The organism is Oryzomonas rubra, assembly GCF_008369015.1.
GTDB lineage: Bacteria > Desulfobacterota > Desulfuromonadia > Geobacterales > Pseudopelobacteraceae > Oryzomonas > Oryzomonas japonica.
This window is the reverse complement of sequence record NZ_SRSD01000013.1, coordinates 1-26,703: the sequence shown is the minus strand read 5'-3', so window position 1 is coordinate 26,703 and position 26,703 is coordinate 1. Positions and strand designations below refer to the sequence as shown.

Annotated in this window: 23 protein-coding genes and 2 tRNA genes; 17 read left to right on the top strand and 8 right to left on the bottom strand. The window is 55.2% G+C overall.

Going from position 1 to position 26,703, the window contains the following annotated elements; translation table 11 throughout:
- Window positions 1–13: 13 nt before the first annotated feature.
- Window positions 14–1,639 carry a phosphoglycerate dehydrogenase gene (gene serA, locus ET418_RS17585; RefSeq protein ID WP_149309887.1) on the bottom strand — a complete coding sequence of 542 codons (1,626 nt, stop codon included), beginning with the start codon at window positions 1,637–1,639 and terminating at the stop codon, window positions 14–16.
- Between the two features lie 154 nt (window positions 1,640–1,793).
- Between serA and ET418_RS17580 the strand changes: the two genes are divergently transcribed.
- The 3 genes from ET418_RS17580 (at window position 1,794) to ET418_RS17570 (ending at window position 4,962) form a co-directional block, all read left to right on the top strand.
- Window positions 1,794–2,288 carry a tRNA (cytidine(34)-2'-O)-methyltransferase gene (locus ET418_RS17580; RefSeq protein WP_149309886.1) on the top strand — a complete coding sequence of 165 codons (495 nt, stop codon included), beginning with the start codon at window positions 1,794–1,796 and terminating at the stop codon, window positions 2,286–2,288.
- Window positions 2,285–3,490: a tRNA pseudouridine(13) synthase TruD gene (gene truD / locus ET418_RS17575; RefSeq protein WP_149309884.1), complete on the top strand. Its 1,206-nt coding sequence runs from the start codon at window positions 2,285–2,287 to the stop codon at window positions 3,488–3,490. Before ET418_RS17580 ends, truD begins: the two co-directional genes overlap by 4 nt.
- Before the next feature lie 92 nt (window positions 3,491–3,582).
- The gene (locus tag ET418_RS17570) at window positions 3,583–4,962 is read left to right on the top strand and encodes a TatD family hydrolase (protein ID WP_149309882.1); all 1,380 of its coding nucleotides are present in this window, start codon (window positions 3,583–3,585) and stop codon (window positions 4,960–4,962) included.
- 153 nt (window positions 4,963–5,115) lie between these two features.
- On the opposite strand, the gene ET418_RS17565 is transcribed toward ET418_RS17570, so the two are convergent.
- From ET418_RS17565 to ET418_RS17540, 6 genes are all read right to left on the bottom strand, one after another.
- Window positions 5,116–5,637 (bottom strand): coiled-coil domain-containing protein, encoded by a 522-nt coding sequence (locus tag ET418_RS17565; protein WP_149309880.1) that lies wholly within the window; start codon window positions 5,635–5,637, stop codon window positions 5,116–5,118.
- Window positions 5,638–5,702: 65 nt separating this feature from the next.
- The gene (locus ET418_RS17560; RefSeq protein WP_149309878.1) at window positions 5,703–6,884 is read right to left on the bottom strand and encodes a hypothetical protein; all 1,182 of its coding nucleotides are present in this window, start codon (window positions 6,882–6,884) and stop codon (window positions 5,703–5,705) included.
- A gap of 320 nt (window positions 6,885–7,204) precedes the next feature.
- Window positions 7,205–7,822 carry a GIY-YIG nuclease family protein gene (locus ET418_RS17555; protein ID WP_149309876.1) on the bottom strand — a complete coding sequence of 206 codons (618 nt, stop codon included), beginning with the start codon at window positions 7,820–7,822 and terminating at the stop codon, window positions 7,205–7,207.
- Between the two features lie 448 nt (window positions 7,823–8,270).
- Window positions 8,271–9,026: an energy-coupling factor ABC transporter ATP-binding protein gene (locus ET418_RS17550; protein ID WP_149309874.1), complete on the bottom strand. Its 756-nt coding sequence runs from the start codon at window positions 9,024–9,026 to the stop codon at window positions 8,271–8,273.
- Entirely contained in the window at window positions 9,023–9,832 is an 810-nt protein-coding gene (gene cbiQ / locus ET418_RS17545) for a cobalt ECF transporter T component CbiQ (RefSeq protein ID WP_149309872.1), read from the bottom strand. Before cbiQ ends, ET418_RS17550 begins: the two co-directional genes overlap by 4 nt.
- An 80-nt stretch (window positions 9,833–9,912) precedes the next feature.
- Window positions 9,913–10,929: an energy-coupling factor ABC transporter permease gene (locus ET418_RS17540; RefSeq protein ID WP_149309870.1), complete on the bottom strand. Its 1,017-nt coding sequence runs from the start codon at window positions 10,927–10,929 to the stop codon at window positions 9,913–9,915.
- Between the two features lie 190 nt (window positions 10,930–11,119).
- Here ET418_RS17540 and ET418_RS17535 point away from each other — a divergent pair, with 190 nt between their 5' ends.
- The 5 genes from ET418_RS17535 to ET418_RS17515 all read left to right on the top strand — a co-directional run bounded on the left by ET418_RS17535 (window position 11,120) and on the right by ET418_RS17515 (window position 14,025).
- Window positions 11,120–11,335: a 4Fe-4S dicluster domain-containing protein gene (locus ET418_RS17535; RefSeq protein ID WP_149309868.1), complete on the top strand. Its 216-nt coding sequence runs from the start codon at window positions 11,120–11,122 to the stop codon at window positions 11,333–11,335.
- Window positions 11,336–11,349: 14 nt separating this feature from the next.
- Window positions 11,350–12,408, top strand: coding sequence for a 3-methyl-2-oxobutanoate dehydrogenase subunit VorB (locus ET418_RS17530; RefSeq protein WP_149309866.1), 1,059 nt, complete (start codon window positions 11,350–11,352; stop codon window positions 12,406–12,408).
- A gap of 46 nt (window positions 12,409–12,454) precedes the next feature.
- Window positions 12,455–13,198 carry a thiamine pyrophosphate-dependent enzyme gene (locus ET418_RS17525; protein WP_149309864.1) on the top strand — a complete coding sequence of 248 codons (744 nt, stop codon included), beginning with the start codon at window positions 12,455–12,457 and terminating at the stop codon, window positions 13,196–13,198.
- 159 nt (window positions 13,199–13,357) lie between these two features.
- Entirely contained in the window at window positions 13,358–13,909 is a 552-nt protein-coding gene (locus ET418_RS17520) for a 2-oxoacid:acceptor oxidoreductase family protein (RefSeq protein WP_149309863.1), read from the top strand.
- 41 nt (window positions 13,910–13,950) lie between these two features.
- Window positions 13,951–14,025: transfer RNA gene (locus ET418_RS17515), tRNA-Gln, on the top strand.
- Between the two features lie 146 nt (window positions 14,026–14,171).
- Here the strand turns inward: ET418_RS17515 and ET418_RS17510 are convergent.
- Entirely contained in the window at window positions 14,172–16,241 is a 2,070-nt protein-coding gene (locus ET418_RS17510) for an ATP-binding protein (RefSeq protein ID WP_149309861.1), read from the bottom strand.
- 242 nt (window positions 16,242–16,483) lie between these two features.
- Between ET418_RS17510 and gap the strand changes: the two genes are divergently transcribed.
- The 9 genes from gap (at window position 16,484) to ET418_RS17465 (ending at window position 26,367) form a co-directional block, all read left to right on the top strand.
- Entirely contained in the window at window positions 16,484–17,488 is a 1,005-nt protein-coding gene (gap, locus tag ET418_RS17505; RefSeq protein ID WP_149309859.1) for a type I glyceraldehyde-3-phosphate dehydrogenase, read from the top strand.
- Between the two features lie 89 nt (window positions 17,489–17,577).
- On the top strand, window positions 17,578–18,777 hold the full coding sequence (locus tag ET418_RS17500; protein WP_149309857.1) for a phosphoglycerate kinase: 1,200 nt from the start codon (window positions 17,578–17,580) through the stop codon (window positions 18,775–18,777).
- 8 nt (window positions 18,778–18,785) lie between these two features.
- Window positions 18,786–19,541, top strand: coding sequence for a triose-phosphate isomerase (gene tpiA / locus ET418_RS17495; RefSeq protein ID WP_149309855.1), 756 nt, complete (start codon window positions 18,786–18,788; stop codon window positions 19,539–19,541).
- 271 nt (window positions 19,542–19,812) lie between these two features.
- Window positions 19,813–20,193, top strand: coding sequence for a preprotein translocase subunit SecG (gene secG / locus ET418_RS17490; RefSeq protein ID WP_149309853.1), 381 nt, complete (start codon window positions 19,813–19,815; stop codon window positions 20,191–20,193).
- Window positions 20,194–20,255: 62 nt separating this feature from the next.
- Window positions 20,256–20,342: transfer RNA gene (locus ET418_RS17485), tRNA-Leu, on the top strand.
- Window positions 20,343–20,810: 468 nt separating this feature from the next.
- Window positions 20,811–23,546 carry an SLBB domain-containing protein gene (locus ET418_RS17480; RefSeq protein WP_246153146.1) on the top strand — a complete coding sequence of 912 codons (2,736 nt, stop codon included), beginning with the start codon at window positions 20,811–20,813 and terminating at the stop codon, window positions 23,544–23,546.
- Between the two features lie 11 nt (window positions 23,547–23,557).
- Window positions 23,558–24,757 carry a GumC family protein gene (locus ET418_RS17475; protein WP_149309851.1) on the top strand — a complete coding sequence of 400 codons (1,200 nt, stop codon included), beginning with the start codon at window positions 23,558–23,560 and terminating at the stop codon, window positions 24,755–24,757.
- 114 nt (window positions 24,758–24,871) lie between these two features.
- A complete protein-coding gene (locus ET418_RS17470; protein WP_149309849.1) occupies window positions 24,872–25,684 on the top strand; it encodes a phosphatase PAP2 family protein in 813 nt (270 codons plus the stop codon).
- On the top strand, window positions 25,678–26,367 hold the full coding sequence (locus ET418_RS17465) for an HAD family hydrolase (protein WP_149309847.1): 690 nt from the start codon (window positions 25,678–25,680) through the stop codon (window positions 26,365–26,367). Before ET418_RS17470 ends, ET418_RS17465 begins: the two co-directional genes overlap by 7 nt.
- The last annotated feature ends 336 nt before the right edge of the window (window positions 26,368–26,703 follow it).

Genomic DNA, 26,703 nt, shown 5'->3' with positions numbered 1-26,703 from the left:
GGGGCCGGGAGCCTCAGGCGCCGCAGCCGCAACTGCGGGTGCAGGCTCCGACGCGCATGCGCAACGCCCTGATGTAGGAGGCGGCGGCGGCGGCCTTTATCTCCTGGAGGACGTTCTCGGGCACGGCCGAATCAAGGGAGAGCAACACCATGGCCTCGCCCTTCTTTTCGTGCCGTCCCAGGTTCATTGAACCGATATTGATGTTGTACTGTCCCAGGATGGTGCCGACCTTGCCGATTATGCCGGGGCGGTCATCGTAGTTCAGGAGCAGCATGTGCTCTTCCGGGGTGAAGTCCATGGAATAATCGCGCAGCCGCACGATGCGGGGGGAACCTTCGAAAAGCGTGCCCGAAACCAGTCGGCGCTTGCCCTCCCCTTCGATGATCAGGGTGACGACGTTGGAGAAGGCGCCTCCCTGGGTCGTCTTGGACTCTTCCACCACGATGCCCATCTGGTCGGCGATCAGCGAGGCATTGACCATGTTGACGTCCTGGTCCACCACACGGTTCAACAGGGCGGTCAGGCCGCAGACGGTCAGGGGCGAACAGTCGTAATGGGCGATATTGCCGGCAAAGCCGAAACTGACCTTTTCCAGATTGGTGTCCACCAGCTGGATACCGAAGTCGCACATGACGCTCATCAGGTTGAGGAACGGCCGCATCTGGTCCATGAGGGCAAGGTCGAAGCGGGGGATATTGACGGCGTTTTCCATCGGCTTGTCGTCCAGGTAGTTGATGATCTCGCGGGAGACGTCGATGGCCACGTTGATCTGGGCTTCAAAGGTGTTGGCCCCCAGGTGCGGGGTGACCACCAGTTTTTTGTTGGCGATCAGTTGTTTGAGCGTCTCTGACGCGGGCGGTTCCTGGCTCCAGACGTCGACGGCGCCGCCGAGCACCTTGCCGGAGACGAGATTATCCAGCAGCGCCTGCTCGTTGATGATGCCGCCCCGCGCCACATTGAGGATGATGACGCCGCTCTTCATCAGCCCGAATTCGCGGGGGCCGACCATGTTGCGGGTTTCGTCGGTCAGGGGGGTGTGAACCGTGATGATGTCGCAATTCTTGTAGATCTCATCGTGGGATACCAGTTTGACCCCCAGGTCGTTGGCGCGCTTGACCGAAACATACGGGTCGCAGGCCAACACCTCGCATTCAAACGCTTTGAGCCGTGCCGCTACCCGGCCTCCCACCTTGCCGAGGCCGATCACACCGGCGACCCGGCCCTTCAACTCGTGGCCGGTAAAGGGGCCCCGCTTCCATTCCCCCGCTTTCAGGCTGGCGTTGGCAATGGTGACGTTGCGGCAGAAGGAGAGCAAAAGCGCCAGGGTATGCTCTGCGGCGCTGTTGGTGTTGCCGAATGGCGCGTTTACCACGATGACACCCTTGGAGCTGGCGTAGTCCACATCCACGTTGTCGATGCCGACCCCGGCCCGGGCAACGATCTTCAGCTTGGTGGCCGCGTCCAACAGGGCTTTGTCAACGGTAGTGCCGCTGCGGGTGATGATTGCTTCATAGTCGCCGATGACCGCCAGCAGTTCATCTTTCTTCAACCCCAGCTTTACATCCAGTTGGATGCGCGCATCCTGGGTCAACAGGGCAAGACCTTCCGCAGATACTTCATCAGTTACGATAATCTTCATTGCAACTCCCCAGTATCAATAATTTGTGGCATCATAGTAGCCTTGACGGATAAAAATTGCAAGAGCCGGGAGGGTATACGGGGCCGGTTGTGTTGATTTTGGGATGCAAGTGGTCTATGGTTTAAATTTTTATTATACCGTCGAGGAAGAGTCCGTGCCCCCAAACATACCATTCAACATCGTGCTGGTCGAACCGGAGATCCCTCCCAACACCGGCAATATCGCCCGCCTCTGCGCCGCCACCGGCAGTGTCCTGCATCTGGTGGGGCAACTCGGGTTTTCCATCGACGACAAGCACCTGAAACGTGCCGGCCTCGATTACTGGAAGCATGTGGCGATGCGCCGCTGGGATAGTTTGGAAGAGCTCCAATCGAGCGCGCCCCAGGGCCGTTTTTTCTATCTCAGCACCAAGGTCGCCCGCAGCTATCTGGATGCCGCCTTCCGGCCGGGGGATTTTCTGGTCTTCGGGCGTGAAACCAGGGGCTTGCCGGAAGAGTTGCTCAACGCCAATCCGGACACCTGCATCACGATCCCCATGCCGGCCGGTGCCGTACGGAGCCTGAACCTGTCCACATCGGCGGGGATTGTCCTGTACGAAGCCCTGCGCCAGTCAGGCCAGCTCGACCACACTGAACGGGAGGCACCATGATACCCCCACGCCCCTACCTGACCGCTTCCCTCCCCGGCATCGGTGGCACGATCAAGGAATCCTGCGACGACTTTCTGGTGGAGGAGATTCCGGCCTATCAGCCCTGCGGCTCCGGCGACCACGCCTACCTGATCGTGGAAAAGCGCGGCATCACCACCTTGGAGGCCATTCGCCGCATTGCCCGGCATCTCAATGTCGCGGAACGCGCCATCGGTTACGCCGGGATGAAGGATGCCGCCGGTGTCACCCGGCAGACCATCTCCGTGGAGCACGTCAAGCCGGAAGCGGCTGAAGGGGTAGAACTGGATGGCCTGAAGATCGTCTCCGCCACCCGCCACACCAACAAACTCAAACTGGGTCACCTCAAGGGGAACCGTTTCCGCATCGTTGTCCGGGACATCGCGCCGCATGCCGGGGAGGTCGTCCCCGCGGTTCTGGAGATCCTGCAACAGCGGGGCGTGCCCAACTATTTCGGCTACCAGCGCTACGGCAGCCAGGGAAATTCCCACCTGATCGGCGCCGCCATGCTGCGGCACGACTGGCAGGGGGCGACGGACCGGCTCATGGGCGAACCGGAGGCGGTGCGCGACGAACAGTGGAGAGCCGGGATCGAGGCCTATCAACGGGGCGACCTGGCCGGGGCTCTGGAGTTGTTTCCCCGCCACTGCCGGAGCGAGCGGGAGGTGCTGCAACGGCTTGCCGCCAGGCCGGACGGGTTCGAGCGGGCCTTTGCCGTCATTCATCCCCGTCTGAAAAAGCTCTACCTCTCGGCCCTGCAATCCTGGCTCTTCGATCAGGTGGTGGAACACCGCATCCAACAGATCGACGCCCTGCTGCCGGGAGACCTGGCATGGAAGCACGTGAACGGCGCCTGCTTTCTGGTGGAGGATGCGGATACGGAGGCGGAACGGACCCGCACCTTTGAGATATCCGCCACCGGGCCGATCTTCGGCTGCAAGATGAAGCAGCCTGCGGGAAAACCGCTTGAAATCGAACAGCAGATTCTCGACAATGAACAGATACGGCCGGCTGATTTCGACATGGGGGGCGGTTTGAGGATGGAAGGGGAGCGGCGACCGCTGCGGATACCGCTGGAAGCCCCCTCTTTTCGGATCGAAGGCGATAGGCTGGAACTGGAGTTCAGCCTGGTCAAGGGAAGCTACGCCACAGCACTGCTGCGGGAGATCACCAAAAACTTCTGATCACATTTTACAAATCGTGAATGGTGAATCGTGAATAGTAAAATCAAATTCTAGCCATTCATCATTCACCATTCACTAAAGGAACGGAATAGATGACCAACAACATCCTGATCGATTCCCACGCCCACATCTACTACCGCGACTATGCCGGCGATTTCGATGCCATGCTGAAACGCGCCGAGGATGCCGGGGTGGGTGCCATGCTGGTGGTGGGCACCGACATAGAATCAAGCCGCGAGTCGGTCGCACTGGCAGAGAAGTATCCCCATATGTATGCGGCGGTCGGGGTCCATCCCCAGGATGCAGGCCGGGTGACGGAACAGTGCTACGACGTTATCCGGGACCTGGCCCGGTCCAGTGCAAAGGTGGTGGCCATCGGAGAGATCGGCCTGGACTTTTACCGTGACTATTGCCCCCGCGACGAGCAGGAGATCGTGTTCCGCCGTTTCTTGCGCATGGCACACGAACTGGAGCTGCCGGTCGTCATCCACGACCGTGACGCCCATGAGCTCATGCTGGCAATCCTGCGGGAGGAGCGGGTACACAAGGGGGTGCTGCACTGTTTCTCCGGCGATGCCGCCATGGCCGCCCAAGCCATCGACATGGGATTATACATCTCCATCACGGGCACGGTCACCTACCCGGCCAACGAGGCGTTGCGCGCTGTGCTGCGTGGCGTCAGCATCGATCGCCTGCTGGTGGAGACAGACTGCCCGTACCTGACGCCGGTTCCCCACCGCGGAAAACGCAACGAGCCGGCCTATGTACGCCTGACGGCGGAGAAGGTGGCCGAGACCAAGGGGTTGTCCCTGGATGATGTGGCCCGGATCACCACCAAGAACTGCCGCGACCTGTTCGGCATCCGCCTGTGGGACCAGTCCACCAAGATCGCCTACATGATCCGCAACTCCCTCTACCTGAACATCACCAATCGCTGTTCGAACCGGTGCAGCTTCTGCGCGAAGTTCGACGACTTCACCGTCAAGGGGCACAACCTGCTTCTGGACGGGGAGCCTTCCTTCGAAGAGATCATGGCGGCTGTCGGCCAACCGGAGGGAATTGATGAAGTGGTTTTCTGCGGCTACGGCGAGTCGCTGATCCGCCTGGACCTGGTCAAGCGGGTGGCGGCCGAGCTCAAGGGGCGCGGCTACCGCATCCGCATCAACACCGACGGCCAGGCCAACCTGGTCCACCAGCGCAACATCCTGCCCGAACTGGCCGGGCTGGTGGACAGCATCTCCGTCAGCCTGAACGCCCCGGACAGCACCACCTACGACCAGATCTGCAACACCCCCTTTGGCGATGCAGGATTCGAGGGCGTTTGCGACTTCATCCGCGCGGCACGGGAGCATATCCCCCAGGTCGTGGCCAGCGCCGTAACCGTGCCGGGGGTCGATATTGACGCCTGCCGCAGGCTGGCCGAATCGTTGGGTGTGGAGTTTCGCGTGCGGGAATATTCCGAGGTGGGCTGAAGGTGAAATGTCCGTGATCGTTGTCACGGGAGAGAACGGGGTGGTTCGCGTCTGTGCTGGGTCCCCAGCGCGGACAAATATGGGCACTGAGAAGAACACTTTCTTTTGTAACGAATTGGGAGAACACCGGAGGTTTTAGGCCGTTGCTTCTTCCTAGTTGGCATTTCTATTTTTGCCACATGGGGATTTATCTTCACCACCATCAGTTGTATAGCCGCATTCATATTCGAGGTATTCGATATCAGCATCAACTTCTCGCCCATCACAATATCCGTATATTGTATGAGAGACTCGCGTCATCAATGGAGCCTTGCATATGGGGCAGACGAGTTCGCTGTCTTTGATTAACTCGTTCAATACTGCAAGTTGCTCTTCTAACCTACAAAGCTGATTCTCTTTTTCGTTTATCTTTACTTTGTGTGCATCTCCATCCTGTTTGAGCCTTTCAATTTCTTCCTTGGCAATTCCAACCCTTGTTGAGAGTGCAGTAACCAATACATCTGGTGACTGGGATTCTGCGTCATTTAATTTGCGCTTCATAGTTTCGATCTCCTGCTTGAGAAGCTCGATTGATGCGTCCTTCTGTGCGATAAGAATTTTATAAGGGACAAATAGAGCAACAAGGAAGGTAATAATTGAAGCGAGTTGCGTGTAAAAGATTATGTCGGTACTCATTATTTACTCCATTTTATGAAACAAAGCGACCTCTAAGCGGATTAACATCCGTCTGCCGCCGATTGTTAGCTGACAATATCTTCTATAATTAATAAGTACCCAAATATCCAACTACCTATTGCCTGACTTTCGTCTGCTTTAGATCCATGTATTCTGTAATATTTTTCAGATGGATCAAAGCCAGTGACAATACTGTCTATTTCATATTTATAATCTTGATGTATCGTGTGAACCACTTCTGAATCTTGAGATGCTTTGGAATAAATATCCTGATCAATGTAAATGGTTGGCGAAGCAAATTTGACTTCTTTCTTGGGCCATCGCTTTTTCTTAGCGTGCTGTTGTTTCCTAAGTAGAATTGACACAGTTTGATCTAAACAATAGTTCGCATTAGATTCGGTTGCCTCGTTAGGCGGAAATTCAATATCAAAGTGGACGTGCCATTGTGCTTCTTTTTCTGGCCTGAATACACGTGGTGTTAATCGGCGAAGATTTTCCAACTCAGCGGTATTTACACCCCACTCCATTGCATCCATTCTTAATCGTTCATGATCTACTTGAACGTAATCAACTGGCACTTTTACATTTTTGTCGATCCATTCTTTATTTTTAGTCCATGAATACGCTTTATTGCCTCCTTTAGACCATGTGGAAAGAAAGCCTAAAGTTGAAGTTTGTGGGTCATAATCTGCCCATTTGTGAATCGCATATTCGTATTCAATTTCAACAAATATTGCTTTCCGAACTTCTATTAAGGCTTCAAGATACTGTTTTTGCTCGATCAATGCTGCTGCAGAATTCAAGAAACTAAGCGATTCGCCTTCTTCAATAAGTTCTGACAAGAATATGTCATTTAATTTTTTTCCTATAACTAGCGGAATAATAGCATCTACGGCTGTATCTGCGGCTTCGGCATAGCCTCTAACGGTTACCGGTTCTGCTAATTGACCATAATGCTTAGAAATGACTCTTTGTTTGTTAAGAGCCTTCAGTGTTCCAGATTTTGGCACAGTTATTCCTGCACTTTTTAGTTCACCAATTAATTCATCGAAACCTTTTGATTCTAGACTTTTCTTTTCGTCAATTCCTTTTTCAGTTAGAAGCGCCACAAATATTATTTCGAGTGCATCCTGAAGAATAACAAGGCCGGCTGTGCACATATGTCGGTCGTTGGCCTCAATGAGCCCTTTTGCCTCTGAATATAAGGTTCGCGCTGTCATCAAAGAATGCAAGGTTGCTGATTTCATGTTTATTTCCTATTAAGCTAACGTAAAATCTAGGTGTCGCGTCTAAACATTGACGCATTTATCATTTTTGAATCTAACCCGTGAAAAAAATGGGGCCAGGCTTCCAAGATGCCAACTTAGAACATTAACATAACAACTTGGGCACCAATAAGGGGACAGGCACCAAATGAGTAGCAGAGGGATCAATAAGTAGCCTGTCCCCTTATTGGCCCTTCTTTTCAACGGGACTGAGGGTGTGCGGGGTCACCGCACCACCCGATGGTTGATGATTTGGATTCAAAAGAGCCCTGAAGCCGAGACCGTTATCTTCACTTCAGATACTACAAAAGGGTACGTTTTGTTGCGTCAATCAGGTTGTGGTCAAACAAAAACTTAACACCTTTGCTTGTGATCCTCCAGAGGTTGCCTTGCCAAGTTTCTCTGCTCCTCTTTTCTTCAACTAATCGCCTCTCTTTGAGATTTGCAAGACGATTTTCTGTCTCCAAATCACTTTCATCTGGGTCTCCAACATTGTAAACCGGGAGTCCTTGTGAACGTTTCTCTGTGGCAAGTGTTTTGAGAATGTTAATATCAATTTGCTCTAAATCATGGGCCAGAGCAGATGCTTCATCGATTTGATTATTGATGCTGTCGCAGGAGATCGAGACATGTTTTAAAACTATGGACGTGACCGACTCCAAAGCTTTCTGCAGAGAAATGCAAAAGAATTCACGGTTATCATTTATTCGATATTGCTTTAACTGGGCATGAATTTCTTGCTCGACCTTTTTTGGATTTTGAACCAAAAATGAAGCGCCGACTGTAAACGGAAATGGCACACCTGTTGAGTTTAGCTGGGAAAGCCTTTGTTCGAGTGCATTCAAGGTGTAGCCGACTTTTAAAAGGCCAGGCATAGCCTTGTTAACAAGAAAATACAAAATTCCTTCGTTTCTACTCACTAATTAGTCCTCATCAACACAGAACTAAGCGGAAGACCTCTTTATGGCTGATCCGCTTCAGCGCCTTGTTGGCATGGTGTCAATCATGCCTAGATTTCCTTCCGCGCCCCCGCCTCGATCCGATTAGCTGCCAAACTCAGCGAAGAAGGATCACACCCGGTCGCCTCCAAGGTGCGTCAGTTCAACTTACTTCAATAAAACAACAAATGCCAACGCCCCCACTGCACTTCACCTTCTACTCCACGCAAAAATGAATTTCAACGTAAATTCAAAGTGTTAAAAAAATTAACACGCAGGGTCAATGTGCTTATCCTCCTGTTTTCACATTAAAAAAGGCGCCTGGAACACGTCCAGGCGCCCTTGATTGCGTCATTTTGATACAAGAAAAGCTTTACAGCATGATCGTCCCCGTTGATTGACAACGTAAATGGTGTCGGGTGTTATTGCCTTACCCGCGGGTGCCGCAGATCGGGCAACCCTGCATGGAGAGCGGTCTTTCGAGCCGGCATTCGGCGAGCAGGGCTGCATCGCCGAATATGTCGCGGGTCGGGCCATCCGCCTTGACCTCGCCCTCGTGAAGTACTATGGTCCGCTCACAGAGTTCAAGGACCATGTCCAGGTCGTGACTGGTAAAGATTCTGGTATGGCGGAACTCCCTGAGCAGTCCCATCAACTGGCGCCGGGCAAAGGGATCGAGCCCATTGGTCGGCTCGTCCATGACCAGAATGTCGGGCGACATGGACAACACCGTTGCGATCGCCACCCGTTTTTTTTCACCGCCCGAAAGCCGGTATGGCGGTTTTCCCTGCAAATGCACCGCCCCGACCTTCGCCAGGGCCGCCCGCACACGCTCATCCACCTCCCCGGCAGGCAGGCCGAGATTGAGCGGACCAAAGGCAACGTCATCATAGACCGTGGGCATGAACAACTGGTCGTCGGGGTTTTGAAAGACCATGCCCACCGTGCGCCGGATATCCGGCAGGGTTTCCCGGGTGAGGGGAAAATCGCCGATACGGATCTCGCCCGCCGTCGGCGTCAGATACCCGTTAAAATGCTGCAACAGGGTTGACTTGCCCGCACCGTTGGCGCCGATGACCGCCACCGACTCCCCATGGGTGATGCGCAATGAAATATTCCGCAGGGCCAACGTCCCGTCGGGATAGGTATGGTGCAGCCCTTTTACTTCAACAATGTGGTGACTCATAGTATTCCCGTTACGAGCGACCCGAGCAGATGGGCCACCGGTACCGATCTCGCGGTAATGAAGAACAGGCTCCAGCCCAGGACGAATGCCGTCTCCCTGGTGCCGAAACAGAACTGCCGGCGGGTGTGAAACGCGCCGGAAAACCCTCGCGCCAGCATGGCCATATGGATGCGTTCCGCCCGCATCCAGGTCCTGAGCAGCAAATGGCCGATCATGGAGCCATAGACCCTGATGCCCCGCCCCCGGCCCCCGAAGGTCCGCAGCTCCCGAGCCCGGGACACCTGCGCCCCCTCTTCCGTCAACACGAAGATATACCGATAGAGAAAGAGCAGTTGCACGGCAAAGGGCTGGGGCATGCCCATACGCTCCAATGCGGCACAGATGGCGGGAAAGCCGGTTACGGCCACCAGAACCAGGGCCGAACTGACCGTGAGAATGGCCCGCACCACGATGGATGCAAAGGACACCCACCCTCCCGAGATGCCCAGCGCTCCCACATGCAGCACCGCCTGCCGGTCCAACAAGGGATTGAACATGCCGACCATGACGGCAAACGGGATGATGACGGCGATCTTCTTTGCCAGGTACAGGGCCGGGATGTCGGCGAGCGTCACCATGAATACCGGGAACAGGAAAAAGGGGAGCAGCGCCGCCAGTTCGTATTTGCCGCATGAAACGACACAGACGACGAAGACGAGCGTCACCACTACCTTTGCCCGCGGGTCGAGGCGATGGATGCCCGTATCCCCGGCAGCCAGTCGGTCCAGATTTTTAAAGTCCAGCAGTGTGCCGTCGATACTGCACATCGATCATCTCCCGCAAAAAAGGGAGAGCTGCACGCTCTCCCCGCTCATCATTGTCCGAATCCCGCCCCGGACGAGAGGATTCAGGCCGTCGGGCGGCGCCGCTTCAACAGGAACCCGCTCAAAAAGACGATAGCCAGGGTCAGCACGCCGCCGACAACCCCCGAAAGGCTGGTGCCAAGGCTGTCGGTTGCGTTACGCCCTCCCCTGTTGCCGTCTTTTTTGAACCCATAGTCGGGCAGGAAAGCGGTTTTCTTCTGGAGGGCGGTCATGGCGGCATGCAGCCCCTGTTCGGTCCCCTGCAACGCCTCCGCTCCCGTGACCTTGGCAATGGCCCATTCGAGGCCATCGGGATTTTTCGAGGCAAACCCGGAGAGAACGCCCCCGGTCAGGATGGCCACCGCGAAAACGGAAACAAGCACCGCGCGAAACGGGCGCCGGCCCAAGGGACGTGCGCCCATGGCTCCCGGGATAATCTCCGGCCGGGCCGCATGGACAAAGGTCACGATCACAACCGTGACAACCCCTTCCACCACACCGATGGCCAGGTGGATGGGCTGCATCAGCAACGCAAAGGTCGAAAACGGCAGGGCCGAGATCCCGGAGAAGACGGTTTCCAGCACCACGCACAAGGGACCCAACTGCAAGCCGATAATGGCCGAGATCATGGTTGCCGCCACAAGGCGCTTCCGGCCCGGTGCAGGGCCGGCGACCCTTGTATAGACCAGGGGGTACACCAGGAAGGCGGGGATAAACCCCATATTGAATATATTACAGCCCAAGGCCAGCAAACCGCCGTCGGCAAAGAAGAGCGCCTGGACCATGAGGACCGACGAAATGGTGAGGAAGGCCGCATAGGGACCAAGCAGCATCGTCAGAAGGAGCCCTCCCCCCAGGTGGCCGCTGGACCCGGTGGCCGGAATGGTGAAGTTGATCATCTGGGCGGCAAAAAGAAACGCCCCCAGCACGCCCATGAGCGGCACCTTGCGGTCATCCAACTCCTTGCGCACCTTGGCGGAACTGTAGGCAATCGCCCCAGCGGAAACCGCCCACATCGTACCACCGACCGCCGGGGATAACAGTGCGTCTGCCATGTGCATGGCACATCCTCCGTGTTACGAAATCGTATTTGTGTAGCACGGCAAATATACGATTACCAAAGAGGAGGTGTCAACAAAAAAACAGCTCCATTTTCCCTCCAGTTTTGGCTGAATCAGTGCAACAAACTTGACTCATCGGGAGCAAATCTGATATTTGTATAAATTCGACCCAACAAAAAGGAATCTCATCATGTCGTATACACACATCACCATTGACGAGGCGCGCTGCAAGGGATGCGGACTCTGCACCATCGCCTGCCCGCAAAAGCTGGTCACACTGAGCGATACACCCAACAGCCACGGGTTCACCGTTGCGCTCTTTTCCGACTCGGGGAAGTGCACCGGCTGCGCGCTGTGCGCCGAGATGTGCCCTGATGTGGCCATCATGGTCTTTAAAGAGAAATAGATACGGAGGCACGGTTGTCCGAAAAACTTTTCGTCAAGGGAAACGAAGCGGTTGCCATGGCTGCCATAGAGGCCGGGTGCCGCTACTACTTCGGTTACCCCATCACGCCGCAAAGCGACATCCCCGAATACCTTTCACGCGAACTACCTCCCCTGGGGGGGGAATTCATCCAGGCCGAGAGTGAAATCGGCGCCATCAACATGCTGTTGGGGGCGTCGGCCACCGGCGTGCGCGCTATGACCTCCTCATCCGGCCCCGGCATCTCCCTCAAGCAGGAAGGCATCTCCTACATGGCCGGCTCGGAGTTGCCCGGCGTGATCGTCGATATCATGCGGGCCGGTCCCGGCCTGGGCGGCATCGACGCATCCCAGGCCGACTACTTTCAGGCCACGCGGGGCGGCGGTCATGGCGGCTACCGCATCATCGTGCTGGCCCCGGCCTCGGTGCAGGAGATGTACGACCTGACCATGCTGGCCTTCGACCTGTCGGACCTCTACCGGATACCGGCCATGGTGCTGGCCGATTCGGTTATCGGCCAGATGAAGGAGTCGCTTACGGCGCATCCCCGTCCCCAGACCGTTTTGCCCGCCAAGGAGTGGGCGGTGCGCGGCCGGGAAGCGGGAGAACCGCAAAACGTCGTCAAATCCCTCTACCTGGGCGACGGCGAGATGGAAGCGTTCCACTGGAAGATGCATGCCCGCTATCAGGAACTGGCTGAAAAGGAAAACCGCTGTGAAGAGGTCCAGACCGAGGACGCGAAGCTGGTGGTGACCGCCTTCGGCTCAACGGCCCGCATTGCCAAAACCGCTATCTCCATGGCGCGGGAGGCGGGCATGAAGGTTGGCCTGCTGCGGCCGATCACCCTCTTCCCGTTCCCCAAGCTGGCCTATGAGACCATCTCAAGGAACTGCAAGAATTTCCTGACCATTGAGCTCAGCACCGGCCAGATGGTGGAGGATGTGCGCCTTTCCGTGGCCCGCGACGCCGAGGTATCATTCTATGGGCGCCCTCCGGGCGCCGGCTCGCTGCCGACGCCGGAGGAGCTTTTCGAGCAGATCAGAAAGCATTATTGACGCGCAGGCGCGCCCCTGTGGCCGCGCCCTGCGGATGAGGAATTCGATGAGACAGGTATTCACCAGGCCCGAGAGCCTGAAAGATGTCCAGACCCACTTCTGCCCCGGCTGCCACCACGGCTCCATTCATCGTCTGGTGGCCGAAGCCATGGACGAATTCGATATCAGAAGCAAGACTATCGGGGTCGCGTCCGTGGGCTGTTCGGTCTTTCTGTACGGCTATTTCGATATTGACGTTATCGAGGCGCCCCACGGCCGGGCGCCTGCTGTCGCCACCGGGGCGAAACGCTCACGCGACGACCGGATCGTCTTTACCTATCAGGGGGACGGTGATCTGGCCGCCATCGGCACCTCGGAGATCATCCACGCCGCCAACCGGGGCGAGGATATCACCGTGATCTTCGTCAACAATACCACCTACGGCATGACCGGCGGCCAGATGGCCCCCACAACCATGGTGGGACAAAAAACCTCCACCTCTCCCTATGGCCGCAACCAGGCCAAGGACGGCTATCCGATCCGCATGGCCGAACTGCTGGCACAATTGGAAGGGGTTGCTTTCTCGGCCCGCGTGGCGGTCAATTCTCCCAAAAACGTCATGCAGGCCAAAAAGATGATCAAGACCGCCTTTCGCTACCAGGTGGAAGGGAGGGGATTTTCCTTTATCGAGGCCTTGGCCGCATGTCCTACCAACTGGGGCATGAAGCCGCTGGCAGCCAATGAACGGGTGGGCAGCGAAATGATCCCGTATTTCCCGCTGGGCGTGTATCGCAACACCGCTAACCTTTAAGAGGTTGTTGAAAAACAGCCATCTCGCCGCGTCCTCGAAGCCCCTTTCGTGCGGCGTAGCGCTGCTACGCCTCCTCAGGGCCTTCTGCGGGTGCGACGATCTGACTATTTTTGAACAACCTGAGTTTTTCAACAGCCTGTTAAGAATACGGGAGAAAACATGCGTCACGATGTCTTTATAGCCGGCTACGGAGGCCAAGGAGTGCTGCTTGCCGGCAACCTGCTCTCCTACGCCGCCATCCATGAAAACAAGAATGTCTCGTTTTTTCCCGCCTACGGCGTGGAGAAACGCGGCGGTGCAGCCATGTGCACCGTGGTCTTTTCCGATGGCGACACCGGATCGCCGGTGGTGGGCAGCCCGTCGGTCGCCATCGTCCTCAACCAGCTTTCCTTCGACAAGTACGCAGCAAAAGTCAAACCGGGCGGCATCTGTATCATCAACTCGACCCTGGTGGAGGCCGACGGCAGCCAATTGCCGGGGGTGGAACTCGTGGCGGTGCCCATGAACGAAATCGCCCTCGAACTGGGGGATATGCGCATGGTCAACATGGTGGCATGCGGGGCCTACGCCGCCAAGAGCGGTTCCCTGGCCCTCGAATCTCTGGAAGACGCCCTGAAAAAAGCTTTGCCCGAGCGGAATCATCGCCTGATCCCGGCCAATATCAAGGCGATCCGGGCTGGGGCAGCGGCGGCAATACAAAGAAACACTTGACGCGCCCCCCTGCTATTTGCTAAAAGAAGAATCCCAATTATTGGGGTGTCGCCAAGCGGTAAGGCATTGGACTCTGACTCCAACATTCCGAGGTTCGAATCCTCGCACCCCAGCCAGTAAATACGGCCCTTCGCAGACTTTCTGTGAAGGGCCTTTTTAGTGGTTTCTGCGGACAAATTCGGACATTCTAAAAACAATATATTAAACCAATAAAAAAAGCCGCTCCGATTAAGGAGCGGCTTTCACAACGGCGGGGCGCGGGTCAGTTCATGGTGTCAACGGCAGTTCCGCCCGCCAGCGACAACGGTTCTATGGGCAGCAAGATATGGAACGTGGTTCCTGGACACGTGCTTTGATCGTAGCCCTGGGATTCCACCCAGATGGAGCCGCCATGCATTTCGGCAACGCCCTTTGCGATGGAGAGCCCAAGGCCTGCCCCCCGGGATTTGAAGGCGACCTTGCCGGAGCTGTGCTCTTCGATATTGCCCACCTCGTAAAACTTGTCAAAGATGCGCATCTGGTCATCCTGATCAATGCCGATCCCGGTGTCCGATACGATGATTTCCAGAAAAACCTGCTGTTCCTTGTCGGTATTCAACGAAAAAACGCCGTCGAATCCGGCGACCTGCGGATCTCGCCGCAAGTATTTGAGGGAGGTTTTGACGGATATGCGCCCACCATCGGGCGTGAACTTGATGGCATTGCCCAGGATATTGGACAAGAGTTGGAGAAGCCGTGTCCTGTCGCCGTGGATCATGGGAAGCGAATTATCCAGCGCGACACCGATCTCCTGTTTGCGCAAGGCGAAGAAAAAGCGCAATTCCCGTATGGTCTCTTCCACGAGGCCGTTCACATCGACCTGTTCAAGATGAAGGTCAAGCTGCTTCTGGTCGATTTTCGATACGTCGATCATATCCTTGATGACCGTATCGAGACGTGCGGCGGCGTTGGAGATATTCTGGACCATCTCGTGGGCGGCAGCGGGCAGTTGATCCTTCAGGTCGGATTGCAGCAAATCCGCATACCCCATGACAACGGTCAACGGGGTTTTCAGCTCATGGGAAGCAAGCCCCAGGAACGAATCCTTCATCCGATTCAGCCGCGCCAGGCCAGCAGCGCTCTTTTCCAGGTTGGTGATGATTTCCCGTTCCTTCGTGACATCCCGTATGATGACCTGCAACAGGCTGTTTTCCCCCATGGCGACGCAACTGGCGCGAATCATCCCCACCAACTGTTCCTGGCGGCTGTTGAAAATGACAACCTCCCTTGTTACATGGTTCCCTTGGAAGGCGTCGGCAATATCCCGCAAAAAGTGCTGAATGTTTTCGAGCTTGAGCAACAAGAGCAGGGCGGTAACGTGTTTGCCGACAAAATCGGTTGCCGGATAGCCGAGGAACTCCTCGACCATCTTGTTGGCGATAATTATGGTTTCACTCTGATCGAGAATGATGATCGCATCCCCGGACTCCTCCAAAAGCTTTTTATAAATCTCCTCTGATTTTTCCAGTTCCAGGCTGAGCTTTTCCAATTGTTGGTATGAATCGTGGAGTTGAGAGTGTGTTGCCGACAGTTCCTTGTAATTGTCACGCAATGCCGTATCGCGGGTTTCGAGCGCGGCCGCCATTGCGTTGATCTTGACACTCAGCTCATTCAGCTCATAGACGGGCAACTCTTGCATGGGAGTGGTGAAATCGCCGCGGGAAATTCGGGTAACGCCCTCGAGCAGACTGGAAATGGGCTCCATAATGCTGCGTTTGAGGAAATAGACGACAAGGGCAAAGGAGGCGATGAAAAACGCAAAAAAGACGATGATGGACCTGAGGACAATAGCATGCACCTTCTGATCGATGACCTGCTGCGGGAAACCGATATGGATGGAGGCCGCCGTTTCGCCGTCAAAGGTTCTGACGGGAGTCTGGGTATCGTAGTAGCTGCCCTTGGGGCCTTCTATGGTGTTGCTGTTCAGCGTGCCCTTGTCCCCTTCCCCACTCCCGGAGCGCGAAAAATCCAGTTGGGCAAAGGAACTGTCGCTGACGAACAGTACGGCACCGTCTTTCCCCTTTATGGCGCAATAGGCCATTTCAGGGTCGGACTGAACGATCTCCCGGCATTTATCCGCCAACCCGGCCACATCGCGAATATTGATCCCCAGGGCAAGCACCTTCTCGATGTTTGCCTTAAAGGCCGCCGCCAGGCCCTGGGAGCGCAACTCCATTTCCTGGATATAGTCCCTGCGAAACACGGCAATATCCATTCCGGTGTTGGCAAGGGTGGTCATCGAAAGGATGACGAAGGAAAACAGAATTATGCGTTTCTCAAGTGATTGCTTCATCGGAGTAAAAGGGCCTTGTTTGGTGGTCCGGGTAAGTTGCTTTGAAATAAAAAAAATATTATATCATGATATAAAAAAAACTGAATCGCTATTTCCGAATTTCCATCATTACGATCCGCATCATGAGGAAATTAATGGTTGACGATTTGTAAAGATGTTTTATTATTAAACGACTATGCAGTTTATGCAATGAACCAAGCAAGGGCAAAGCATCGTCCATATACCACCCAAAGGAGGGGAGCATGGCGTTACGGGTTGCAATCAACGGCTTTGGCAGAATCGGAAGGATGGTTCTAAGAGCGGCGTGCAAGGACAAAAACATCGAGTTTGTGGCGATCAATGATTTGACCGATGCGGCAACCCTGGCGCACCTGTTCAAGTACGATTCCGTGCATGGCACCTTCCCCGGCAAAGTGGAAGCGAAAGACAAGCAACTGATTGTCAATGGCAAAGCGATTAAGATCTATGCGCTCAAAGACCCGGCGGAACTCCCCTGGAAAAAGGACAAGATTGATGTTGTCCTGGAGTCAACCGGCCTGTTCACCTCAAAGGAAAAGGCGGAACTGCACATAAAGGCCGGCGCCAAAAAGGTCGTCATCTCCGCGCCGGCCACCAACGAGGATATCACCATCGTCATGGGTGTCAATGAACACCTCTATGATCCCAAAAAGCACCACATTATTTCCAACGCTTCCTGCACCACCAACTGTTTGGCGCCGGTGGCAAAGGTGCTCAACGATGTCTTCGGTATCGAGAAGGGGCTTGTGACCACGGTGCACTCCTACACCAACGACCAACGCATCCTCGACCAACCCCACAAGGACCTGCGCCGCGCCCGCGCCGCGGCCCTCTCCATGATTCCCACGACCACCGGAGCTGCCAAGGCCGTCGCCCTGGTCCTCCCCGAGCTCAAGGGCAAACTGGACGGCATGGCCATCCGTGTCCCAACGCCGAACGTCTCTGTTGTCGATCTTGTCGCCACCCTGAAGAAGAAGGCCGATGCCGTCAAAGTCAACGCAGCTTTGAAAAAAGCGGCCAGGGGGCCACTCAAGGGAATACTGGACTACGTGGAGGAACCGCTAGTCTCCGTCGATTTCAACGGCCGGCCGGCTTCCTCATCTGTTGACGCATCCTGCACCAAGGTAATCGGCGACAACATGGTCAAGGTTATCAGTTGGTACGACAACGAGGCCGGTTTTTCAAATCGGGTGGTTGATCTTTTCAAGCTGATCGCTTCCAAGAAATAACACAGTAACGTGGCAGTCACCTGGGGGGGAATCCGATTCCCCCTCTTTTTTTGCCAGCGCATCGTTGCGCCATTTTTGAGGAGGGCCATATGCCGATCCGCTATATCGACCAGATCAAGGACTTGAAAAACAAAAGAGTTTTTATCCGGGTCGACTTCAACGTTCCCCAGGACGACAAAGGGAATATTACCGAAGACACCCGCATTGCCGGCGCCGTACCGACCATCAAGTATGCCGTGGAACAGGGGGCAAAAGTGGTGTTGGCCTCCCATCTGGGACGCCCCAAGGGTGAAAAGAATGCGAAGTACACCATGGCTCCGGCCGCCAAACGTCTGTCGGAACTGCTCGGCAAAAAGGTCAGGCAGGCCCCCGATTGTTTTGGCCCGGAGGTGAGCGCACTGCTCGACGCCATGAAGCCGGGCGACGTGGTGATGCTTGAAAACGTCCGATTCTATCCGGGCGAAGAGAAAAATGATGTCGCCTTTGCCAAGCAACTCACCAATGGTTGCGAAATTTACGTTAATGACGCTTTTGCGGTATCCCATCGCGCCCATGCCTCGGTGGAGGCCATCACCAGATGTATTCCGACCATTGCGGCAGGATTCCTGATGCGCAACGAAATGACCTTCTTCGACAAAGCCATGAGTAATCCGGTTCGTCCGCTGGTTGCCATACTTGGCGGAGCCAAAGTGTCCGGCAAGCTGGAAGTGCTGCAGACACTGGTCAACAAGGTCGACAAGATCGTGATCGGCGGCGGCATGGCCTTCACGTTTCTCAAGGCCATGGGGTACTCTGTCGGCAAGTCCCTGGTGGAGGACGAACTGATCCCCACCGCCAAAAAGATCATGGACAAGGCGCAAAAGCGCGGAGTTACCTTCTACCTCCCGGTGGATTGCATCGTGGCCAACGCCTTCGAAGCCACGGCAACCAACTTCATCACCCCCGTGCAGGAGATACCCGAGGGGTGGATGGCCCTCGACATCGGCCCAGCCTCGGCAACCCTCTTTGCCGAGACATTACGGGATGCCAAGACCGTTATCTGGAACGGCCCCATGGGGGTATTCGAGATGGACGCCTTTGCCCGGGGCACCTTTTCAGTGGCCGAGGCGGTGGGCAACTGTTACGCCACCACCATCATCGGCGGCGGTGACACCGATGCGGCCGTTCGCAAGGCGGGAGTTGCCGGGAAGGTCAGCTACATATCAACCGGCGGCGGCGCGTTCCTGGAGTTGCTGGAAGGCAAAACCCTGCCGGGAGTAAAAGCTCTCGACATCAAGGCCAAAAAATAGGGGGGACCATGCGCACGCCTGTCATTGCAGGAAACTGGAAACTGTTCAAAACCATCGGCGAAGCGACCGGCATGGTCAATGACCTCAAACCGCTTGTGGCCGCGGCCAAAGGAACCGAGATCGTCGTCGCTCCGCCATTCACGGCCCTCAGCCGTGTGGCGGACGCGCTTGCCGGGTCCAACGTCCACCTTGCCGCCCAAGACTGTTACTGGGAGGAGGAAGGTGCCTTCACCGGCGAGGTGGCCCCCAAAATGCTGAAAGACGTCGGTTGCAGCCATGTCATCATTGGGCATTCGGAACGGCGCCAATACTTTGGCGAGACCGACGCAACCGTCAACAAGAAGGTCAAGGCCGCCATAAATGCGGGCCTGACAGCGATCGTCTGCGTTGGCGAAACCCTGGCCGAGCGTGAGGCAAACAAGACCTTTGCCGTTATCGAGTCTCAAGTGCGGGGCGGCCTGGAAGGCCTCCCACCGGAAGCCCTGTCCAAGGTGATCATCGCCTATGAACCGGTCTGGGCCATAGGGACCGGAAAGACCGCCAGCGATGCCCAGGCGCAAGAAGTGCACGCCTTTATCCGCAACCTCATGGCACGGTGTTTTGACCAGGGCAGCGCCGACGGCATGCGCATACTCTACGGCGGTAGTGTCAAACCGGACAACGTCAAGGGGCTGATGACGCAACCCGATATCGATGGTGCCCTGGTGGGCGGAGCGAGCCTCAAGGCGGAATCGTTTGCCGCCATAGCCAATTTTGCCGAATAGGGCCGCAGCCCTGACAAAATCACCAACCGTACAACGGCAGTTAGGCCACAGAGCCGCAAAGAAGCGGAGAAAATAACAGAGTTTTTTCAACAAAAACATGCACCAAAACGGAGAAGCACCGACAGGCTTCTCCATGATGCAACATTTTGTTTTTGTTACCTCCGTGTCCCTGTAGCTCTGTGGCAAATGCTTTTTCTAGGATAAAGACTTTACAAATTCGAAATTCCTGTGGTATAAAAATTTTTCGCATTAAACTTCCAGAGGATACGAGATGATTATTGCTCTTACGTTACTGCACGTTCTGGTCAGCATATTCATGATTGCCGTTGTCTTGCTGCAATCCGGCAAAGGCGCCGAAATGGGCGCATCATTCGGTAGCGGCGGCAGCCAATCGGTTTTCGGTGCCGGCGGCGGCACCACATTCCTGAGTAAAATGACAACGGGTGCTGCCGTCATTTTCATGTTGACCTCACTGACATTGGCCTACATCTCAGGTCAACCGTCCTCATCCTCGATCATGTCAGGCAAAGGCAAATCCGCCGCCACCACGAAAATGCCGGTTCAGATGCCGCAACCGATGACGCCTGCCCAGCAGAGCAAACCGGCCGACATGCCAGGCGCACCGGCAGCGCCTCCCCAGCAGCAAAAATAATTTTGCACCTTAGTTTGTACTTGATTACACACTGTGGTTATGTTATTAGAGTAAATTCAATTGCCGGAGTGGTGGAACTGGTAGACACACCATCTTGAGGGGGTGGCGGGCAATAGCCCATGCGAGTTCGAGTCTCGCCTTCGGCACCAACCCACAATTAAGAAAACAACTACATAAGAGTAACCTTGAAACCGTTTTTACTACTACGTCAGTCAGTAAGTAAAAACGGTTTTTTGCATACTTAAAGAGTTATTTGTCCGTACGATGTATTCAGCCATTACACGACAAATGGCCATCGTCACGGTTTTGGATTGCTTTTATCCCCTGCAAAATGTTATAAGTTTATATTTACATAGACAAATATGACTGTGGGGTTTTTAAAAATGTCGCGAGTAACATATTTATTTCGGCAGATGTTTCTGGCAACGGCACTAGTAACGGCCTGCGTGGGGACAAATGCTTGGTCGCTTGACTCGTATGATGGTCTTACGGACCAAACAGACAGTATCTTTCAAGAACAGACTCCAAGAAAAGCAACCCAAGCAGACCCCTACCAACAGAACACCTATTCCCCTCAGCAGAACAGCGGCAACTATTCCGGCAATCAGCGTTCCCCCTTGAACAATACTTTTCAGGATGATCAACGCATCCAGCCTGACGGCAGCATGCGGGAACAGGAGTTGACACCCGAGGAAAGTTTTGACAACGACCTTCTGGGGGGGGCACAAGCTGACGAGAAAAAAATTTCCGATAGCGGCAAGATCATCTCCGACAAGAACAAGCTGAAAAACCGTTTGGTAGTAAAGGCTGAGCCGGGCGACGGCTTGACCCGCCTCAGCTGGCAGCCATCAGGATATCGCAAGCCCCAGGAAGATGAAGCGGTTCAATATCGAATCCAGATAGGGCTTGCTCCAAACAAACCGATCAAAGCCATCGATGTCGGGAATGACACGACCTATACCCTGCGTGATTTAAAGAACCACCAGGTTTACTTCATTCAGATCATTGCCATAAACCGAGAGCAAAAGCGCATTACAAAATCGGAAGAGATCAAGATCATCCCACTTCCCGCTGAAGAGCTCGGTTCTTCCCTGGAAAAAGTCTTTTCCCGTAAAAACCAAACATTGCAAGACAAACTCACCCCCGAACCGTTCAAGCGTGAACTCCGGCAATTCGGCTACGACTTTTTCAAAAACAGCGCCCAGTTGCTCGAGGCGACGGATAACCTCCCCGTGGGGGACAATTACGTCATGGGGCCGGGTGATAGCCTCAACCTCTCCATCTGGGGGTCCATCAATGCCCGGTACACCCTTACCGTAGATCGCAATGGCGAGGTCATGATTCCCCGGGCAGGGGTTGTTAAGGTATGGGGACTCTCCTACGAAAAGGCCAAAGAGGCCATTGAGAAGGTCATGTCCCGTTACTTCAAAAACTACAACATGAATATCTCCCTTGGAAAATTAAAGACCATCCAGGTTTTTGTGGTGGGCGAGGTCGAATTACCCGGCAGCTACCCCATCAGTTCCCTTGCCACGGTTGTCAACGCCCTGTCGGCGGCGGGCGGGCCCACGAAAAACGGCTCGTTGCGCGCGATCAAGCTCACCCGCAACGGCAAGCCGGCTGAGAATATCGATCTCTACGACATGTTCCTTTCCGGGGACCGCAGCAAGGATGTCCGCCTCCAGAACGGCGACACCCTCTTCGTCCCGGTTATCGGCCCCATCGTGGCCGTTGCGGGGGAGGTAAAGCGTCCCGCAATTTACGAAGTGAAAGGCACCCAGACGCTGGCCGATGTCATCCAGATGGCGGGCGGCATTACCGCCAGCGGATTTACCGGCAGGATCCAGATAGAACGTTTCTCCGGCAACAGCGCCAAGATCGCCCTTGATTACGAACCCAAGGATGGTCACATGGATAGCGCGACAGCCGGCGTAGGGATACAGGATCGGGATATGGTAAAGATATTTCCCGTTCAGGAGGCGGTTCGCCAAGTTGTCAGCCTCAAGGGGAATGTCGCCAGGCCGGGCGAATATCAATTCCGCAAGGGAATGCGTGTAAAGGACCTTATCTCCTCTTTTGCAGATCTGCTGCCCGAATCGTACCTGGAATCCGCCGAAATCACCCGTCTTGCCCTGCCCGATTATCATAAGGAAATGCTGCATTTCAACCTCCGCAAAGCCCTGGAGGGCAATGAGGCCGAAAACGTCGCCCTCCAGGAGCAGGACACCATCAAGGTATCTTCACGCTGGGAGATGCAGGAAAAACAGAGCGTCATCATAAACGGTTTTGTCGTTAATCCGGGAAAATACGAATTTCACCCCGGCATGACGGTGCGAGATCTCGTCTCCGCCGCCGGCAGCGCGAAACGGAATGCCCTGCTCGACATGGCCGAACTCAGCCGCGTGGAGGTCGCCGGCGACAAGGCGACCGCGTCACGCACGCAGATTGACCTGGGCAAGGCCATCAGCGGCGACCCCGCCCACAACCTTTCCCTTAAATCGGACGATGTACTGATTGTTCGTGGCATTGTCGGGTGGACCGATTCAACGGATAAGTTCATTCGACTCAAGGGAGAAGTGCAGTATCCCGGCGTCTACTCGGTGGCCAGAGGCGAGAAACTAAGTTCCGTTATTGCCCGTGCCGGCGGTTTCACCGAGAAGGCCTACCTGAGAGGGGCAAAGTTTACCCGGCGCTCCGTCCAAAAAGAACAACAGAAGCGGATGGACGAGATCCTTGTCAAGACGGAAAAGGAAATCAACCAGAAACAGGCCGCCCTTGCCTCTGTCGCCGCCTCCAAGGAAGAGCTTGAAGCCACGAAATCCGCCCTGGACGGCTTGCAAAAAGATCTTGAGCGGATGAAGCTATTGAAGGCCGAAGGTCGCGTGGTCATCCGGCTTGCCCCGTTGGGGGAACTGAAGAAGAGCAGCTATGACCTGGAAATGGAAGGCGGGGACATCCTGGAAGTCCCGACCCGGACCAATGTGGTCAACGTCTTGGGGCAGGTCTACAACCCCATCTCTTTCGTGTATGTTCCCGAAAGCAGTTCCGTGGGAAACTATCTCAACAAGGCCGGCGGAGCCACCAGTGATGCCGAAGTCGACGAGATGTTCATCATCAAGGCCGACGGTACGGTTTTCAGCCGGCAACAGGCATCCTTCGGCATAAAGTGGAGTGACGATGCCAAGCAGTGGACCCTTGGCAGTTTCATGTCATCCTACCTGGAGCCGGGCGATACCCTGGTTGTACCGCAAAAATTGGAGCGCACGGCGTGGCTTCGCGATATCAAGGATATCACCACGATCATATCCCAGATCGCCCTTACGGCAGGCACGGTCCTGATAGGGCTCAAATGATGAGTGACCCCATGAACGCAACTCAAGAACAATCCCCACTTCCCGAAGAAGAGGAAATCAACCTCCTCGAACTCCTGCAGGTGGTCGCTAGGCGCAAGTCGGTCATTATCAAGATATGCACTGCCGCCGTGATCATAGCGGTCTGCTATTCGCTGACACTGAAAAATATCTACAGCGCCAGCGCAAAAATACTCCCCCCTCAGAAGGAGTCGGGCGGCGGTCTTTCCGCTCTGCTCAGCCAAGCCGGCGGCCTGGCTTCCCTGGCGGGTGGCATGGGTGGTTTGGGAGGTTCTACCGACCTCTACCTCGGCATCCTCAAGAGCCGCTCAGTGGCGGACTCCGTCATTAAGCGGCTGAGCCTTCAAAAAGAATTCGAAGCCAAGTCCATCGACGAAACCAGAAAAAAACTTGAAGGCGCTGTCAAGTTCAAAGCCGGCAAGGACGGGATCATCAGTATCGACGCCGAAAGCCGAGATCCCCAAAAGGCAGCGCAGTTGGCCAATACCTTCGTGGCCGAGTTGGGGCGACGCAGTGTCGAGCTCAACCTCTCCAAGGCGGGAGCGGAGCGCGTGTTTCTGGAGAAGCGGCTGGAAGTGGTAAAGCAGGACCTGCGCAACGCAGAGAACGACATGAAGGCCTTCCAGGAAAAGTATAAGACCTTCAAGGTTGATTCCCAGGCAACGGTGGCCATTGAGGGGATAGCGCGCCTGAAGGCGGAGATCATCACCAAGGAGGGGCAACTCGCCACGCTCCGCAATTCCATGACCGATGAGAGCAGTGAAGTAAAGGCACTTCAGGCCGGCATCGCCCGTCTCAAGGGCCAGCTTGGCTCAATGAGCGGCAGCGGTGGCAACGATGTGATTCCGGCGGTTGGCAATATCCCAGGCCTGGGTGTGGAATACGTCCGCAAAATGCGCGAATTGAAGACACAAGAAGCCATTTTCGAACAACTCACCAAGCAGTACGAGGTGGCAAAGATCAGCGAAGCCAAGGACTCCTCTTCGGTGCAGGTGCTGGATGAGGCGGTTGCCCCCTTGAAGAAGAGCAAACCAAGACGCTCCATGATAGTTATTCTCGCTGCCGTTACGGCCTTCTTTGCCTCCATATTCCTCGTATTTATCCAGGAGTATCTTTCGAAACTATCCCCTGAAGATGCCGTTATCATCCGTGACATCAAAAATTCACTCCGGTTCAGGCCCCATGACCGTTAACCGTCATAAGTCACCATTTTTTCCGGGAGATAGCCATTGTTTTGTCGCCGACTTTGTCGGCTCGCTGTGTACCGCGCCATCCGGCCGGTCTATTTCGCTGTTTGTGGAGCAACCTTGAGAAAATCTATCGTAGGTCTGATAACGTTCCTCCTGCTGATCCCGGCACTGGGGCATGCGTCCGAAATTGGGGATATCACCATTGGTAATGAAATCGGCAGCGGTGTCTCGAGATTGGGGCATGAGACCGTTGAACTGGTCCGGACGCCGTTCCAAGTCGATAACGGCAATATCCTCGTAACAATCGGCGTAGCGGGGGCTGTCGGCCTTACCTACGTGTTTGACAAGGACATCCACGACAAACTCCAGACCCGCAGGGGCAAGTCCCTCGACAAGGCCGCCGACGCCGGTTCCCTGGCAGGTGATCCTTTTATTCATCTGGGTTTTGCGGCACTGGTCTACGGCGGCGCCATCGCCGCGGACTCGCCAAAGTGGAAGGAGGTCGGAGAGATGCTGGGAGAATCGCTCATCCTGACCGATGCCTCGACCTTCCTGCTCAAGGAGGCGACCGGCCGGGGGCGCCCCGATACCACCACGTCCAAGGGCGACTTCAAACCGCTTCGGTTCAAGAACAATTACGATTCATTCCCGTCCATGCACACCGCCAGTTCCTTTGCCCTGGCCTCCGTCATGGCATCGACCTCCGAGAGCCTCACCCTGAAAACCGCATATTACACGGCGGCGACGTTTGTCGGGTTCTCGCGTCTGTACCAGAACAAGCACTGGGCCAGCGATGTGATTATGGGTGCGGCTTTGGGAGAGTTGTGCGGCCGGGTCGTCACCCATTATCATGCAGCGGGACAGAAAGTGGCGATAGTTCCTCAGGCCTTTGAGAATGGAGCAGGGCTGGCAATGGTGGGGAAATGGTAGTTTTTCCGGTGGGCCTGGAGGCCAATGCCGTCATCTTCGACTTCGACGGCGTTATCGTGGATACGGAACCGCTGCACTACAAGGCGTTCCAGCGCATCCTGGAACCACTCGGGCTCGGCTTTTCGTGGCAGCAGTATGTGGATATCTATATGGGCTTTGATGATCGAGACGCCTTTGTAGAAGCGTTCGCCACTCAAAACAGGCCGCTCGATACCGCAACACTCTCCTCACTCGTGGAGCGCAAGGCTGAGATCTTCCAAACCGTCATCCAGGATGGCATTACAAGCTACCCAGGGGTCGTAGAGTTGATCAAAAAACTGCACCATATGAAAGTACCCCTTGCCATCAGCAGCGGTGCCCTGCAGTCCGATATCGCTCCTATAGTGGAGCAGCTTGGCATAGCCAACTGTTTTGACGTTATCGTGACCGCCGATGATGTTACGAAAAGCAAGCCAGACCCGGAAACCTACCGTCTCGCATTCGAAAAGCTCGCCTCTCATGCCGCCCTAACGCCTGACCGAACCATCGCCATTGAGGACACGCCGGCGGGAATTACCGCTGCAAAGGGTGCCGGCCTACAAGTAATCGGCCTAACCAACAGCTACCCGAAAGCGCTCATCTCTGAGGCCTCGGTCGTCCTCGATTCACTCGAAGAACTTATCCCCTTCACGGTACATCCTTAATCCCCCTGATCATCAGCAGGATCGCGACGAAGTTCGCAGCATAGCGGAGTCTTACGGTTAGATTCATCATTTACTAGTGGCGGGAAATATAGTCTGTGCATGACAGAAGAGTCTGTGAATGGTGAATAGTGAGACGTGAATGAAGACCTGGCCTGACCTCATTCACGATTCACCATTCACCATTCACCATTCACCATTCACCATTCACGATTCACGATTTCCGTGAGTCCAAACGCAAGCGAGCCCTTCAGGTATGATCCTGAAGGGCTCGTTGTTTTTAATTATTCCCGGCGGCGACCTACTTTCCCACACAGCTACCCGTGCAGTATCATCGGC

Excerpts from the sequence above, each read along its gene's own strand:
- serA (WP_149309887.1), bottom strand. The coding sequence starts at position 1,639 with ATGAAGATTATCGTAACTGATGAAGTATCTGCGGAAGGTCTTGCCCTG.
- truD (WP_149309884.1), top strand. The coding sequence starts at position 2,285 with ATGATACCCCCACGCCCCTACCTGACCGCTTCCCTCCCCGGCATCGGT.
- ET418_RS17570 (WP_149309882.1), top strand. The coding sequence starts at position 3,583 with ATGACCAACAACATCCTGATCGATTCCCACGCCCACATCTACTACCGC.
- ET418_RS17565 (WP_149309880.1), bottom strand. The coding sequence starts at position 5,637 with ATGAGTACCGACATAATCTTTTACACGCAACTCGCTTCAATTATTACC.
- ET418_RS17560 (WP_149309878.1), bottom strand. The coding sequence starts at position 6,884 with ATGAAATCAGCAACCTTGCATTCTTTGATGACAGCGCGAACCTTATAT.
- ET418_RS17550 (WP_149309874.1), bottom strand. The coding sequence starts at position 9,026 with ATGAGTCACCACATTGTTGAAGTAAAAGGGCTGCACCATACCTATCCC.
- cbiQ (WP_149309872.1), bottom strand. The coding sequence starts at position 9,832 with ATGTGCAGTATCGACGGCACACTGCTGGACTTTAAAAATCTGGACCGA.
- ET418_RS17540 (WP_149309870.1), bottom strand. The coding sequence starts at position 10,929 with ATGCACATGGCAGACGCACTGTTATCCCCGGCGGTCGGTGGTACGATG.
- ET418_RS17535 (WP_149309868.1), top strand. The coding sequence starts at position 11,120 with ATGTCGTATACACACATCACCATTGACGAGGCGCGCTGCAAGGGATGC.
- ET418_RS17525 (WP_149309864.1), top strand. The coding sequence starts at position 12,455 with ATGAGACAGGTATTCACCAGGCCCGAGAGCCTGAAAGATGTCCAGACC.
- ET418_RS17520 (WP_149309863.1), top strand. The coding sequence starts at position 13,358 with ATGCGTCACGATGTCTTTATAGCCGGCTACGGAGGCCAAGGAGTGCTG.
- ET418_RS17510 (WP_149309861.1), bottom strand. The coding sequence starts at position 16,241 with ATGAAGCAATCACTTGAGAAACGCATAATTCTGTTTTCCTTCGTCATC.
- gap (WP_149309859.1), top strand. The coding sequence starts at position 16,484 with ATGGCGTTACGGGTTGCAATCAACGGCTTTGGCAGAATCGGAAGGATG.
- ET418_RS17500 (WP_149309857.1), top strand. The coding sequence starts at position 17,578 with ATGCCGATCCGCTATATCGACCAGATCAAGGACTTGAAAAACAAAAGA.
- tpiA (WP_149309855.1), top strand. The coding sequence starts at position 18,786 with ATGCGCACGCCTGTCATTGCAGGAAACTGGAAACTGTTCAAAACCATC.
- secG (WP_149309853.1), top strand. The coding sequence starts at position 19,813 with ATGATTATTGCTCTTACGTTACTGCACGTTCTGGTCAGCATATTCATG.
- ET418_RS17475 (WP_149309851.1), top strand. The coding sequence starts at position 23,558 with ATGAACGCAACTCAAGAACAATCCCCACTTCCCGAAGAAGAGGAAATC.
- ET418_RS17465 (WP_149309847.1), top strand. The coding sequence starts at position 25,678 with ATGGTAGTTTTTCCGGTGGGCCTGGAGGCCAATGCCGTCATCTTCGAC.